Origin of the sequence: Allobosea sp. CS1GBMeth4 (genome assembly GCF_900185715.1) — a bacterium.
In the GTDB taxonomy this organism is placed as follows: Bacteria; Pseudomonadota; Alphaproteobacteria; order Rhizobiales; family Beijerinckiaceae; genus Allobosea.
Genome location: NZ_FYAS01000025.1, coordinates 493,924 through 506,519, shown reverse-complemented (window position 1 = coordinate 506,519; position 12,596 = coordinate 493,924). Strand labels below are relative to the sequence as shown.

Below are 12,596 nucleotides of genomic sequence, written 5' to 3'. Positions count from 1 at the left end.
ATCAAGCGGCCGCGATTTGTCCGGTGGATTTCGGCGCGGCGAGGGCGGAATTGAGCCGGAACGCGGGACAGCGCCGCGAGAGCCGGATCCGATCAGGTTGGTTCAACCTGATCGGTGAATCCGTCTCTCACTTTTGATTAGAGACCGTTTTACCGATCGGCTTGCGGTGCAGGCTGATCGGAACGGGCTCCAGGCGCCGTCACCGCCCGGCGACGATGGCTCGCCCTTGCCGGCGCCAGCGCGATTTTCGCTACGTCAGGTGCAAGCAGCGCCTCACGGCGTCGGCAATGGCGGGATCATCGGCTCGAAGCCGTCGGAGTTCTTCTGCCGGGCCCGGTCGTGCAGATAGGCGACGACCTGTGCCATCGTGTTGGCGTTGCCGAGCGCCTGGGCGGTCGTGGCCACCTCGATGTCGCCGAGGCCGACGGTGTGGAAGTATTCATGGGTGACGACGTCGCGCTGGAGATCGGCGCTGGAGGTGAACCAGGAGGTGCAGAGGTCGGTATCGGGCGGCTTTCGTCCCGGCGTGGTCCAGGCATAGGCCGGCCTGGGGTCGACGCATTTGCCGCCGGCGCGGGCCGCATTGAGCGATTTCGGCAAGGCGAGGTTCTGCTCGATCAGGTTGACGGCGCTCGCCAGCGCGCTGCGGAAGGCCGGGTCCATCGGGTTCGACGGGACCAGCAGCTTGCGCGAGATCACCGCCATGTCGCGCCGGTAGTTCCGGCGCAACTCGTTGAAGGCGTCCTCGCTGCCATGCGAATCCTCGAAGTACTTGATCTGGCGCTGCAGCAGCCGCAGCCGGTTCAGCGCGAAGCGCAGCGCGGCGCGGCTCGCCTCCCAGGCGGCGTCGATGCGGTTCGCATCGGTCGGCACGGAGGGCGGGGTCGGCGAGGGCGGAATGAATCCGGTCTTCTCGATCCGGTACTTTCCCCTGAAATAGGGCGCTTCGTACCAGGTATGGTCGCTTCGGGTCGTCAACGGCCTCTGCCAGCTCTCGCGGGTGGTCGAGCCCTTCCACCACATGTTGACCAGCTTGGAGGTGGCGGCCCAGTTGCCGACGCCGCTTTCCATGCTGCCGAGATCGCGCCAGGTCACGCCGCCATCGCGCCGGAAATCATACTCCCAGACCCAGCTCTTGACCCGGACCGTCCAGGTTCCGATGAGCAAATCGAGATCGCCGGCCATGTGCCATCCCACCCGCAGGCAAGTCGAGGCTGCCCGGTCGGGTCGCCTGTCCTTGCGAAAGGCAAAGAACGCATCGTCGGAAGAGCGAAGGATAGACTTGCACGAAGCGCCGAAGCCAACAAGAACGGCGGACGCAATTCGCGGTTGGATCGTTTAGAACACGCTGCCTTTGGACGGAATCGTCCAAAGGCAGGTAACGTGATCGATTCCAATAGTTTAGAGCGTGCTCGATGCGAAAAGCCGCTGCCACTTTTCGCAGCATGCTTTAGCCGTCGAATTCCGCGCAATTGCCGCTAGGGCGTGTCTGCGGCCCCGGTCGCTGGCGTTGTCGGTCCACAGAGAGCGCCTGCCGCCCTCATCCCCTCAGCCCCGGCGCCTCCTGGCCGGTGCTGGCGACGTATTCGCTGTAGCCGCCGCCATATTGATGAACGCCTTCCGGCGTCAGCTCGAGCACGCGGTTGGAGAGCGCCGCCAGGAAATGGCGGTCATGGCTGACGAAGAGCATGGTGCCCTCGTATTGCGCCAGCGCCGCGATCAGCATCTCCTTGGTGGCGATGTCGAGATGGTTGGTCGGCTCGTCGAGCACGAGGAAGTTCGGCGGATCGTAGAGCATCCTCGCCATGACGAGGCGCGCCTTCTCGCCGCCGGAAAGGAAGCGGCAGCGCTTCTCGACATCGTCGCCGGAGAAGCCGAAGCAGCCGGCGAGCGTGCGCAGCGAGCCCTGCCCGGCCTGCGGGAAGGCGCCTTCCAGCGCCTCGAACACGGTGGCGTCGCCGTCGAGCAGCTCCATGGCGTGCTGGGCGAAATAGCCCAGCTTGACGCTCGCGCCGATCGCGACCGAGCCGGCATCGGGCTGCGCGGCGCCGGCGACGAGCCGCAGCAGCGTCGACTTGCCGGCGCCGTTGACGCCCATCACGCACCAGCGCTCCTTGCGCCGCACCTGGAAGTCGAAGCCGTCATAGATGGTCTTCGCGCCATAGCGGACATGCACGCCCTTCAGCGTCGCGACGTCCTCCCCCGAGCGCGGTGCCGGCTGGAACTCGAACTGCACGGTCTGGCGCCGGCGCGGCGGCTCGACGCGCTCGATCTTGTCGAGCTTCTTGACGCGGCTCTGCACCTGCGCCGCATGCGAGGCGCGCGCCTTGAAGCGCTCGATGAAGGCGACCTCCTTGGCGAGCATCGCCTGCTGGCGCTCGAACTGCGCCTGCTGCTGCTTCTCGGCCAGGGCGCGCTGCTGCTGGTAGAACTCGTAATCGCCGGAATAGCTGGTCAGCGCGCCGGCATCGATCTCGACGATCTTGCCGACGATGCGGTTCATGAAGGCGCGGTCGTGCGAGGTCATCAGCAGGGCGCCGTCATAGCCCTTGAGGAACTGCTCCAGCCAGATCAGGCTCTCGATGTCGAGATGGTTGCTCGGCTCGTCGAGCAGCATCGCGTCCGGCCGCATCAGGAGGATGCGGGCGAGCGCGACGCGCATCTTCCAGCCGCCGGAGAGGGCGCCGACATCGCCGTCCATCATCTCCTGGCTGAAGCCGAGGCCGGCGAGCACCTCGCGGGCGCGCCCGTCGAGCGCATAGCCGTCGAGCTCCTCGAAGCGGCCCTGCACCTCGCCATAGCGGGCGATGAGCTCTTCCATCTCGTCGGCGCGGCCTGGGTCGCCGAGCGCCGCCTCGAGCTCCTTCAGCTCGGCGGCGATGGCGCTGACCGGGCCGGCGCCGTCCATCACCTCGGCGACGGCGCTGCGGCCCTTCATGTCGCCGACATCCTGGCTGAAATAGCCGATGGTGGTGCCGCGATCGACGCTGACCTGGCCCTCGTCGGGCGTTTCCTCGCCGGTGATCAGGCGGAACAGCGTGGTCTTGCCGGCGCCGTTGGGGCCGACCAGGCCGACCTTCTCGCCCTTCTGGAGCGCCGCCGAGGCCTCGATGAAGATGATCTGCTGGCCGTTCTGCTTGCCGATGCTTTCGAGGCGAATCATGATGTCCGGGACGCTGCGAGACTGAGGTTGCCGCGCACTTACAGGGTGGGCGGCACAGGCGAAAGCCCGAAGCGCGGGTCAGCCCTTCGCGCTGCGCGCGACCATGGCGATGATCGTCTCGTACAGCTCCCGCTTCGCCGCGCCGGCGTCGATCTCCTGCGTCGCCGCGGCATGCGACAGTGCCTCGGCGGCGCCGAGCATGGCACGCAGGCCCGCGATCGGGATCGTCCGGCCCTCGGCGAAGGGGGCGAGCAGGCCCCGGCAGCGCTCCAGGAAGATTGCGTCGCAATCGCGCTTGACCGCGGCGAGCTCGGGCGAGCCGGCCAGCGCCGCGACGACGCCGGGGATCTCGCGCCCCTGGGCCAGGACGCAGTCGACATAGGACGAGGCGATCGCTCCGGCCTTGCCGGCGAGGCTCGCCTCGCTGGCTTCGAGCGCGGCGTCCATGATCGCGAACTCGCGCGCGTCGAAATCCCGATAGAGCGCGATCAGCAGGCCGCTACGGGTGGCGAAGTGGCTGTAGACCACCGGCTTGGCGACGCCGGCCCGCTCGGCGAGGCGGCCGAGCGTCAGCGCCTCGGTGCCTTCCTCGCCGACGATCCGCCAGGCGGTCTCGATCAGCTGGCGCTGGCGCTGCTCGCGCGTCAGGCGCTGGCGGCGCGGCTGGTCGGTTTCCGGGCTTGACATGTATTATGTACCAAAAGTAGCTTACTAAAAGTATATAGCGATCGAGGCCTGGTCGCAATCAACCGCAGGAGACAGCGCATGCACGCTCTCGTCGTCGTCGCCCATCCCGATCCGAACTCGCTCAGCCATGCGGTGGCGCAGGCGCTGGCGGACGGCGTCTCGAACGCCGGCCATACGGCCGAGATCGCCGATCTCGCCGGGGAGGGCTTCGATCCGCGTTTCTCTCTGGACGATCTCTCCGTCCACCGCCGCGAGATCGCGCAGCCCGCCGAGATCGCCGCCGAGCAGGCGCGGGTCGACCGCGCCGATGCGCTGGTGCTGGTCTATCCGATCTACTGGTGGTCGATGCCGGCGCTGCTGAAGGGCTGGATCGACCGGGTCTTCGCCAATGGCTGGGCCTATGACGAGCTGGAGGACATGAAGACGGTCAAGAAGCTGCGGCATCTGCCGGTGCATCTCGTCGCGCTCGCCGGCGCCGACCTGCGCACCTTCGCCCGCCATGGCTATTACGGCGCGATGAGGACGCAGATCGACCATGGCATCTTCGGCTATTGCGGCGCGCCGGTGGTGACCTCCGAATTGCTGGTGCCGGTGCCGGACATGTCGGCGCATCTCGACACGGCGCGCGCGCTGGGCGGCAAGGTGTTCGCGCAGGCGAACAGAGCCGCCGAAGCGGCCTAGTCCTGCCGTCAGCAGCCCTTTGCCGTCATGCTCGGGCTTGTCCCGAGCATCCACGTCTTTGCTTCGCTGATCGCATGCCGAGTTCAAGACGTGGATGCTCGGGACAAGGGCGAGCATGACGGTGTCACGCCCGCCCGCGCGCACTCGCGAACGGCTTCACCCGCATCTCCATGAAGTTGCGCAGCTCCGTCACGCGCTTCACCGGATCCAGCACCTCCTGGTCGAGGCCGTGGGCCCAGGCGAGGTCGCTGCGGGACGGCTCGGCGTCGAGCGCGTCGAGATCGGCGAGCCAGGCCCGGGTGTCGGCCTCGTCCTTGCGGAAGCCGCGTTCGATCAGGACGCCGCCATGGCGCCGCAGGATCGTCGCGACGAGGCTCAGCGAGAATTCCGGGTGGTACTGCACCCCCCAGAAGGTGCCGCCGTCCTGGCGGAACTCGGCGGCCTGGACCGGGCTCATCGCATTCGCGGCCAGGATGGTGGCGTCGGCCGGCGGCGCGACGATGCTGTCGAAATGGATCGCCGGCGCGTCGAAGGCGGCGGGCCGGCCGGCGAGCAGCGGATGGCGGGCGCCGGCCTCGGTGAGGCTGATGCGGCGCGCGAAGCCGATCTCGAGGCCGTTCGGATTGAGCGCCACCGTTCCTCCCGCGGCGACGGCACCGATCTGGATGCCCCAGCAGGAGCCGAAGCAGGGCGTGCCGCTCCGGTAGATCGCCCGCATCAATTCGATCTGCCGCGTCACCGCCGGCTCGGGGCTGTGGATGTGCAGCGAGGAGCCGGTCAGGGCGATGCCGTCATAGGAAGCGAGGCCGGCACCGTCGGGCAGGTTGGCGCCCTCGTCGGCGGGCAGGCAGATATCCGTGACCAGCGCCGGCTCGATGCGGCGCAGCTCCGCGGCATAGGCTTCCGACGGGGTGGCGCCCCAGTCGCGGGCATACTCCTCGCGCTGCTCGCGCTTGTAGCCGTCGACGACCAGGACCCGCAGCGGCTTGCGGCTGAGCATGTTCATGGCGATCCTCGGCAGGTTTGCGTCCGGCGACGGGCTGCGTTGCGCCTCCTCTCATAGGACAAGCAGCCGATGCAAGGCTATGCAGGCCTTCGACAGGCTGTCGCGTCCCGTCTCCCAGCCCTCATCCGTCGAGACGCGGCCTGCAGCGCTGCGCGGAACGGGGCGAGAGATGCGTCCGCGACGGCCGGGCCATGCCGCCAAGACGAGGATCACGCGCTTGCAGCCTGCCGCTTCCCTTCCGCAGCGAGCCTGGGCCAATGCCTATCTCCTGCTGACCCTGACCACGCTGATGTGGGCCGGCAACGCCGTCGCCAGCCGGCTCGCCGTCGGCGAGATCGCGCCGATGACGCTGACCTCGCTGCGCTGGGTCTTCGTCTGCGCCATCATGCCCTATCTGTTCCGCCGGGGCCTGCGCGAGCACTGGCCGGCGCTGAAGGCGAACTGGCTCAAGGTGACGCTGCTCGGCACCTTCGGCTTCACCGCCTTCAACACGCTGATGTACATCGCCGCCTATTCGACCACCGCGATCAATATCGGCATCCTGCAGGGCGCCATCCCGGTCCTCGTGCTGCTCGGCGCCTTCCTCGTCTTCCGCACGCCGATCGGCGGGCTGCAGGCGCTCGGCGTCGCGGTCACCATGCTCGGCGTGCTCGTCACCGCGAGCCGGGGAGACTGGCATGTCCTGACGCAGCTCGCCTTCCTGCCGGGGGACCTGTGGATGATGATCGCCTGCGTGTTCTATGCCGGCTACACGGTCGGCATCCGCTCGCGCCCGCCGATGCCCGGGCTGATCTTCTTCACCGCGATGGCGATCGTCGCCTGCTTGGTCTCGCTACCGCTGCTCGGGGTCGAGATCGCCACGGGCAAGGCCCAGTGGCCGACATTGAAGGGCTGGCTGATCCTGTTCTACGTCGTGATCGGGCCCTCGATCCTGTCGCAGCTCTTCTTCATGCGGGCGATCGAGCTGATCGGGCCGGGCCGGGCGGGGGTGTTCGTCAATCTGGTGCCGGTGTTCGCGCCGCTGCTCGCGGTGCTGATCCTCGGCGAGCGGCTCGCGCTCTATCACGGGCTGGCGCTGGCGCTGGTGCTCGGCGGCATCTGGATCGCCGAGCGCAAGCTGCGCTGAGGCGGCCGGCGGCGACGGTCCCCGTCAAGCCTTGGCGCGTCGCGCCTTCGTCTTTTTCGCCGGCATGGTCTTCGCGGCTTCGGCGGCGGCCTCGGCGTCCGCCGCCTCCTTGGCGAGCCGGAGAGCGCGCAGCCTCGCGGTCTTCTCCGCGACGGCCTGCTGCTCGGCGCGCACGGCTTCGAGCGCGCTCTCCGCTTCCTGCCTGCGCTGCTCGACCTTGGCGAAGTTCCGCTCCGCGCGAAGCTTGGCCTGCTCGGCGGTGAGTCCCTTGGTTGCCATGGCGGCAGCTCCTCTGGTCGGGATCAGGCGGCCGTCGGGCGCGGCGGCCGCACCGGACGCGGCTTCGGCTTGGGAGCGGCGATCAGGCCCTCGCGCTGCGCCTGCTTGCGGGCGAGCTTGCGGGCGCGCCGGATGGCGTCCGCCTTCTCGCGGACACGCTTCTCCGACGGCTTCTCATAGGCCGAGCGCCGCTTCATCTCGCGAAACACGCCTTCGCGCTGCATCTTCTTCTTCAGGACGCGCAGCGCCTGATCGACATTGTTGTCGCGGACGAGAACCTGCATCCGGTCTTCCTTCTCTCTCGGAAACGTCGCTTCGAAACAAAAAAGGGCCGGGCTGATCCCGACCCTTCCTCGGCTATCCTGCGGGGAGCGGAGGCCGGCGCCAGTTCATCCGTGGTCGCCTGCCCCTGAACTCTCGTGCCGGATAGCGTGTCGGCTCACTCGGCGCGCAGATGATCGGCCGACATCTTGCCCGAACGCTTGTCCTGGACGAGTTCGTAGGTGATCTTCTGGCCGTCGCGAAGGTCGCGCATGCCGGCGCGCTCGACGGCGCTGATGTGGACGAAAACGTCCTGACCGCCGTCATCCGGCTGAATGAAGCCGAAACCCTTGGTCCCGTTGAACCATTTCACAGTGCCGCTGGCCATCGTCATATTCCTTCTTGCAAGCGGTGGTTCACGCGCGGCGGCTGCCGCGCATGGTTTCGATTTGAGCAGGAAGGTCGTCAGCAGTGCGCAGAAGCCGCGCGGGCCAATTCGTTCGGCCTAGATCGAGCATCACAAATGGGGGTTTGTCCCCGGTTTGTCAATGCAACTTTGCCGTGCGCGAGGATGCGCTTGGTGCCGCCGCCTCCCGGGCGCCGGGTCAGCGCAGGCTCTCGACCGCAAGCCGCGCCGCCGCGGCATGGGCCGCCTCGCGCTCCGTCTCGCCGACCCGGGCGCCGGCGAGATAGACCGCGATGGCGAAGCGGCGCCCATCCGGCAGGGTGACGATGCCGATGTCGTTGGTGGCGTGGTTGAGCCCGTCGGCACTGGGGCCGAGCCCGGTCTTGTGAGCGAAGCGCGCGCCCGCCGGCAGCCCCGCCCTGATCCGGTTCGGACCGGTCTTCGATTCGGCCGCGAGTCGCTCGACCAGGGCGTTGTGTGCCGGCTCGCGCAGCCAGGTACCCCTGGCGAGGCCTTCGAGGAAGGCGATCGAGGCATCGGGCGTCGCGGCGTCGCGCCGGTCGGTCAGCGTCGCGGCGAGCCGTCTCCGGCGTTCGGCGGCGGGAATGGCCTGGATCGCCGCGTAGAACTGCGCCGTGTCGATCGCCCGGTCCCAGCCATAGCCGGGCAGGCCGAGGATCTCGGGCTGGAAGACGCGCTCATAGCGGTCGACCGAGATGCCGGCGACGCCACCCTCCTTCAGCAGCGCCGTCAGCGCCTGCGGGCCGCCGATCAGGCGCAGCAGCAGGTCGGCGGCGGTGTTGTCGCTGGCGATGGTCGAGCGGGTGAGCAGGTCGCGCAGCGTGTAGTCGTTGCGCGCGCCCTTGAAGGCCCTGGCGAGCGGGCTGTGATAGAGCGAGAGGTCGTTGCGAGTGACGGTGATCGCCTGGTCGAGCTGCAGCTTGCCGGCCTCGACCGCCTGCAGCACGCCGATGGCGAGCGGCAGCTTGAAGACGCTCTGCAGCGGAAAGGGCTCGGCCCCGCGATAGGACCAGCGACTGCGGTCCTTCAGGTCGAGCAGGCCGACGCCGAGGCGGCCCTTGGTGCCCTGCTCGATGGTCCTGATGCCGGCTTCGAGCTTGCTCCTGTCCCAGTCGGCGAAGGCGGGCGGGGCGGCGAGGACCGCGATTGCAGCGGAGCAGGTGTAGGCGAAGGCGCGGCGGGTCGGCATGGACAATCCCCTGTGGCGGGCCGCCACAGGGGAGGGCGATTGCGGCGAGGCTGGGGCGGCTCAGAAGGCTTTCGGCAGGCCGGCCTGTTTCAGGATTCCGTTAGCCGTGTGGCGCGACTTGATATTGCTGTCGACCGATACGCGCTTGCCGGTCTTCGTATGGTGCCAGACTTCATGATCGCCCTTACCTGAACGCAAGCGTTCATAACCAGCCTCAGCCAGTAGTTTGCGAACCATGGGGGCAAAATTGTTCATGCGCTGACGCGAGAGGCCTTCGCTGATTCGAAGGCTCGATGTTCGGTCATCCACTCAAAACCACAAGCGGGAAGAGCGACTTACGCCAGTTATCGGCGTAATCCACAGCCACTCACAGCGAAAGGCGCGCCAAGCATGCCTCAAGCTGCGGTGCTGATCCGCTCGTGAGTGTGAGCGATAATGTCGAGTTCAATTGACTCTGGCACATCGTCCCGATCCTCGAGCAGATCGGGAATAATGTCGCGGATGCGTTGGCGTAGACCCTCCAAGGTCTCGCTTTCGGTCACAAGGCCGGGAATATCGGTTTCTTCGACATACCAGACCTTGGCTTCGTCATCCCACGCAGCCCTGATGATGGCGTGCCGCTTCATGCCGACCTCTCAAATGCAACCGGGCAGATCATGCGCCATGACCCGCCCGGTTCCAACTCCTAACTGGGGCTCAGCTCAGAACCGCAGCCTTCTTGCCCGCTTGACCATCGGGATCTCGTGGATCTTCGCGAGCAGCTCGTCCGAGACCGGCTCGTCGACGGCGACATAGCAGATCGCGTCGCCGCCCGGCTTGTCGCGGCCGAGGTTGAAGGTCGCGACATTGACGCCGGCCTCGCCGAGCAGCGAGCCGAACTGGCCGATGAAGCCGGGCTTGTCGGCATTGCGGACATAGAGCATGTGCGGCGCGAACTCGGCGTCGACCTGGATGTCGCGGATCTCGACGATGCGCGGCTTGCCGTCCTGGAAGACCGTGCCGGCGGCGTGGCGCGGCATGTCCTCGGCCTCGACGATCAGCTTGATCCGGCTCTCGAGATTGCCGGCGACCTCGCGGGTCAATTCCTCGACGACGATGCCCTTCTCCTTGGCGACCATGGCCGAGTTGACCATGTTGATCTCGGGCAGGAAGGGCCGCAGCACGCCGGTGATCGCCGCCGCCGAGATCGCCTTGAGGTTCAGGCCCGCGACCGCGCCCTCATACTCGATGCGGATGCCCTTGACCGGCGCCTCGGTGAGCTGGCCGAGGAAGGAGCCGAGCTTTTCCGCCAGATCGACGAAGGGCTTGATGCGCGGCGCCTCCTCGGCCGAGATCGAGGGGAAGTTGACCGCGTTGGTGATCGCGCCCTTCAGGAGGTAGTCGCTCATCTGCTCGGCGACCTGCAGCGCGACGTTCTCCTGCGCCTCGTTGGTCGAGGCGCCGAGATGCGGGGTGCAGACGACGTTGTCCAGGCCGAACAGCGGGTTCTGCTCCGCCGGCTCGACCGAGAACACGTCGAAGGCCGCTCCCGCGACATGGCCCGACTTGATCAGCTCGGCCAGCGCCGCTTCGTCGACCAGCCCGCCGCGGGCGCAGTTGACGATGCGCACGCCCTTCTTCGTCTTCGCCAGGTTTTCGGCCGAGAGGATGTTCTTCGTCATCTGCGTCATCGGCACGTGCAGGGTGATGAAGTCGGCGCGCTTCAAAAGCTCGTCGAGCTCCACCTTCTCGACACCCAGCTGCACCGCCCGTTCCGGCGAGAGATAGGGGTCGAAGGCGATGACGCGCATCTTCAGGCCGATGGCGCGCTCGGCGACGATCGAGCCGATATTGCCGCAGCCGATCAGGCCGAGCGTCTTGGCCGTGATCTCGACGCCCATGAAGCGGTTCTTCTCCCACTTCCCGGCCTGGGTCGAGGCGTCGGCGGCCGGGATCTGGCGGGCGAGCGCGAACATCATCGCGATGGCGTGCTCGGCGGTGGTGATCGAGTTGCCGAAGGGCGTGTTCATCACGATCACGCCGCGGCTGGTCGCGGCCGGGATCTCGACATTGTCGACGCCGATCCCGGCGCGGCCGATCACTTTCAGGTTCTTCGCCTGCTCGAGCAGCCTGGCGGTGACCTTGGTGGCCGAGCGGATGGCGAGGCCGTCATAGTCGCCGATCACGGCGGCGAGCCTGTCCTTGTCCTTGCCGAGGGCGGGATCGAAGGTCACGTCGATGCCGCGATCCTTGAAGATCTGCACGGCGGCGGGGGAGAGCGCGTCGGAAATGAGGACTTTGGGTGCGGGCATGGGGATACCTCGGAGAGCCCTCGCAAAGGCGGGCTGAAAAGGGGAAGGTCGTCATGGTCGCCCTTGTGGCGACCATCCACGTCTTCGCGCGGCTCGCCGCCGCGCTTTCGGAGATCGGTTGTGCCGCCCGTCTCTATCGCCCTGCACGCCATTGGCGTCGCAAGACTTGGATGGTCGGGACAAGCCCGACCATGACGTAGCGGAGGCGGAGCTTTACGCCGCCTTCTTCAGCCCGGCCTTCGCCTCGGCGAACGCGTACGCGATCCACGGCATCAGCGCCTTGAGGTCGCGCGCCTGCACGGTCGCGCCGCACCAGATGCGCAGGCCGGGAGGGGCGTCGCGATAATGGCCGAGATCGTAGCCGGCGCCGGCCTTCTCGATGATCGAGACGACCTGCTTGGCGAAGGCCGCCTGCGCATCGGCCGGCAGCGCCGTCACCGCCGGGTCGGTGAACTTCAGGCAGACGCTGGTGTTCGAGCGCGTCTTCGGCTTCACCGCGAGGAAGTCGATCCAGTCGTTCTCGCGCACGAACTTGGCGATGACGCGCGCATTGGCGTCGGCGCGCTTCACCAGCCCGTCGAGCCCGCCGACCTTCTTCGCCCAGCCCAGCGCATCGAGATAATCCTCGACCGCGAGCATGGAGGGCGTGTTGATCGTCTCGCCCTGGAAGATGCCCTCGGAGAGCTTGCCGCCCGAGGTCATGCGGAAGATCTTCGGCAGCGGCCAGGCCGGCTTGTAGGTCAGGAGCCGCTCGACCGCGCGCGGCGAGAGCACGATCATGCCATGCGCGGCCTCGCCGCCGAGCACCTTCTGCCAGGAGAAGGTGACGACATCGAGCTTCGGCCAATCGAGGCGCTGGGCGAAGGCGGCCGAGGTGGCGTCGCAGATCGTCAGGCCTTCGCGGTCCTCGGCGATCCAGCTGGCGTCGACGACGCGCACGCCAGAGGTGGTGCCGTTCCAGGTGAAGACGACGTCGCGGGTCCTGCTGTCGACCTTCTTCAGGTTCGGCAGTTCGCCATAGGGGGCGGTGAAAGTGCGCACATCCGCCAGCTTGAGCTGCTTGGTGACATCGGTGACCCAGCCCTCGCCGAAGCTCTCCCAGGCGACCATGTCGACGCCGCGGGCGCCCAAGAGCGACCACAGCGCCATCTCGACGGCGCCGGTGTCGGAGGCCGGCACGATGCCGATGCGGTAATCGGCCGGGACCTGCAGCACCTCGCGCGTCAGGTCGATCGCGAGCTTGAGCTTGTCCTTGCCGATCTTGGCGCGGTGCGAGCGGCCGAGCGCTGCGTCACTGAGGGCTTTGAGGGTCCAGCCGGGGCGCTTGGCGCAGGGGCCGGACGAGAAATGCGGCACGCGCGGACGCGCGGCCGGAATCGTATTCGCCATCGATGTCTCCATCCTTGCAGATGGGCGCGCCGCGTTGGGGCGGCGTGTCCCGTCGATGGGCGTAGGATGGAGGGGCGGGGGGAGTCAAGCGGATACG

Annotated in this window: 14 protein-coding genes; 2 read left to right on the top strand and 12 right to left on the bottom strand. The window is 67.5% G+C overall.

What is annotated here, in order from left to right; translation table 11 throughout:
• Positions 1-273 precede the first annotated feature (273 nt).
• From CS1GBM4_RS16255 to CS1GBM4_RS16245, 3 genes are all read right to left on the bottom strand, one after another.
• The gene (locus CS1GBM4_RS16255; RefSeq protein WP_186419755.1) at positions 274-1,185 is read right to left on the bottom strand and encodes a hypothetical protein; all 912 of its coding nucleotides are present in this window, start codon (positions 1,183-1,185) and stop codon (positions 274-276) included.
• A gap of 355 nt (positions 1,186-1,540) precedes the next feature.
• Positions 1,541-3,163, bottom strand: a complete 1,623-nt coding sequence (locus CS1GBM4_RS16250; RefSeq protein WP_186419754.1) for an ABC-F family ATP-binding cassette domain-containing protein — start codon at positions 3,161-3,163, stop codon at positions 1,541-1,543.
• A 78-nt stretch (positions 3,164-3,241) separates the two neighbouring features.
• The gene (locus tag CS1GBM4_RS16245) at positions 3,242-3,850 is read right to left on the bottom strand and encodes a TetR/AcrR family transcriptional regulator (protein WP_186419753.1); all 609 of its coding nucleotides are present in this window, start codon (positions 3,848-3,850) and stop codon (positions 3,242-3,244) included.
• A gap of 78 nt (positions 3,851-3,928) precedes the next feature.
• Here CS1GBM4_RS16245 and CS1GBM4_RS16240 point away from each other — a divergent pair, with 78 nt between their 5' ends.
• Complete coding sequence (locus CS1GBM4_RS16240) at positions 3,929-4,531, top strand: NAD(P)H-dependent oxidoreductase (RefSeq protein ID WP_186419752.1); 603 nt, start codon at positions 3,929-3,931, stop codon at positions 4,529-4,531.
• Between the two features lie 124 nt (positions 4,532-4,655).
• On the opposite strand, the gene CS1GBM4_RS16235 is transcribed toward CS1GBM4_RS16240, so the two are convergent.
• Entirely contained in the window at positions 4,656-5,537 is an 882-nt protein-coding gene (locus CS1GBM4_RS16235) for a type 1 glutamine amidotransferase (protein WP_348522330.1), read from the bottom strand.
• A 217-nt stretch (positions 5,538-5,754) separates the two neighbouring features.
• Here CS1GBM4_RS16235 and CS1GBM4_RS16230 point away from each other — a divergent pair, with 217 nt between their 5' ends.
• Positions 5,755-6,663 (top strand): DMT family transporter, encoded by a 909-nt coding sequence (locus tag CS1GBM4_RS16230; RefSeq protein ID WP_348522329.1) that lies wholly within the window; start codon positions 5,755-5,757, stop codon positions 6,661-6,663.
• A gap of 24 nt (positions 6,664-6,687) precedes the next feature.
• Here the strand turns inward: CS1GBM4_RS16230 and CS1GBM4_RS16225 are convergent, their stop codons facing one another.
• The 8 genes from CS1GBM4_RS16225 to CS1GBM4_RS16190 form a co-directional block, all read right to left on the bottom strand.
• On the bottom strand, positions 6,688-6,942 hold the full coding sequence (locus CS1GBM4_RS16225; RefSeq protein ID WP_186419750.1) for a hypothetical protein: 255 nt from the start codon (positions 6,940-6,942) through the stop codon (positions 6,688-6,690).
• A gap of 23 nt (positions 6,943-6,965) precedes the next feature.
• Complete coding sequence (gene rpsU, locus CS1GBM4_RS16220; RefSeq protein WP_186419749.1) at positions 6,966-7,226, bottom strand: 30S ribosomal protein S21; 261 nt, start codon at positions 7,224-7,226, stop codon at positions 6,966-6,968.
• A gap of 155 nt (positions 7,227-7,381) precedes the next feature.
• Positions 7,382-7,591: a cold-shock protein gene (locus CS1GBM4_RS16215; protein WP_186419748.1), complete on the bottom strand. Its 210-nt coding sequence runs from the start codon at positions 7,589-7,591 to the stop codon at positions 7,382-7,384.
• A 217-nt stretch (positions 7,592-7,808) separates the two neighbouring features.
• Complete coding sequence (gene bla, locus CS1GBM4_RS16210; RefSeq protein ID WP_186419747.1) at positions 7,809-8,819, bottom strand: class A beta-lactamase; 1,011 nt, start codon at positions 8,817-8,819, stop codon at positions 7,809-7,811.
• 60 nt (positions 8,820-8,879) lie between these two features.
• Positions 8,880-9,074: a type II toxin-antitoxin system HicA family toxin gene (locus CS1GBM4_RS16205; RefSeq protein ID WP_186419746.1), complete on the bottom strand. Its 195-nt coding sequence runs from the start codon at positions 9,072-9,074 to the stop codon at positions 8,880-8,882.
• Between the two features lie 140 nt (positions 9,075-9,214).
• Entirely contained in the window at positions 9,215-9,445 is a 231-nt protein-coding gene (locus CS1GBM4_RS16200) for a DUF1902 domain-containing protein (protein ID WP_186419745.1), read from the bottom strand.
• Between the two features lie 75 nt (positions 9,446-9,520).
• The gene (gene serA, locus CS1GBM4_RS16195) at positions 9,521-11,110 is read right to left on the bottom strand and encodes a phosphoglycerate dehydrogenase (RefSeq protein ID WP_186419744.1); all 1,590 of its coding nucleotides are present in this window, start codon (positions 11,108-11,110) and stop codon (positions 9,521-9,523) included.
• Between the two features lie 213 nt (positions 11,111-11,323).
• A complete protein-coding gene (locus CS1GBM4_RS16190) occupies positions 11,324-12,499 on the bottom strand; it encodes a phosphoserine transaminase (protein WP_186419743.1) in 1,176 nt (391 codons plus the stop codon).
• Positions 12,500-12,596: the final 97 nt, after the last annotated feature.

Coding starts and splice junctions, on each gene's coding strand:
- CS1GBM4_RS16240 (WP_186419752.1), top strand. CDS start 3,929: ATGCACGCTCTCGTCGTCGTCGCCCATCCCGATCCGAACTCGCTCAGC.
- CS1GBM4_RS16225 (WP_186419750.1), bottom strand. CDS start 6,942: ATGGCAACCAAGGGACTCACCGCCGAGCAGGCCAAGCTTCGCGCGGAG.
- CS1GBM4_RS16235 (WP_348522330.1), bottom strand. CDS start 5,537: ATGAACATGCTCAGCCGCAAGCCGCTGCGGGTCCTGGTCGTCGACGGC.
- CS1GBM4_RS16215 (WP_186419748.1), bottom strand. CDS start 7,591: ATGGCCAGCGGCACTGTGAAATGGTTCAACGGGACCAAGGGTTTCGGC.
- CS1GBM4_RS16200 (WP_186419745.1), bottom strand. CDS start 9,445: ATGAAGCGGCACGCCATCATCAGGGCTGCGTGGGATGACGAAGCCAAG.
- rpsU (WP_186419749.1), bottom strand. CDS start 7,226: ATGCAGGTTCTCGTCCGCGACAACAATGTCGATCAGGCGCTGCGCGTC.
- bla (WP_186419747.1), bottom strand. CDS start 8,819: ATGCCGACCCGCCGCGCCTTCGCCTACACCTGCTCCGCTGCAATCGCG.
- CS1GBM4_RS16250 (WP_186419754.1), bottom strand. CDS start 3,163: ATGATTCGCCTCGAAAGCATCGGCAAGCAGAACGGCCAGCAGATCATC.
- CS1GBM4_RS16255 (WP_186419755.1), bottom strand. CDS start 1,185: ATGGCCGGCGATCTCGATTTGCTCATCGGAACCTGGACGGTCCGGGTC.
- serA (WP_186419744.1), bottom strand. CDS start 11,110: ATGCCCGCACCCAAAGTCCTCATTTCCGACGCGCTCTCCCCCGCCGCC.
- CS1GBM4_RS16205 (WP_186419746.1), bottom strand. CDS start 9,074: ATGAACAATTTTGCCCCCATGGTTCGCAAACTACTGGCTGAGGCTGGT.
- CS1GBM4_RS16190 (WP_186419743.1), bottom strand. CDS start 12,499: ATGGCGAATACGATTCCGGCCGCGCGTCCGCGCGTGCCGCATTTCTCG.
- CS1GBM4_RS16245 (WP_186419753.1), bottom strand. CDS start 3,850: ATGTCAAGCCCGGAAACCGACCAGCCGCGCCGCCAGCGCCTGACGCGC.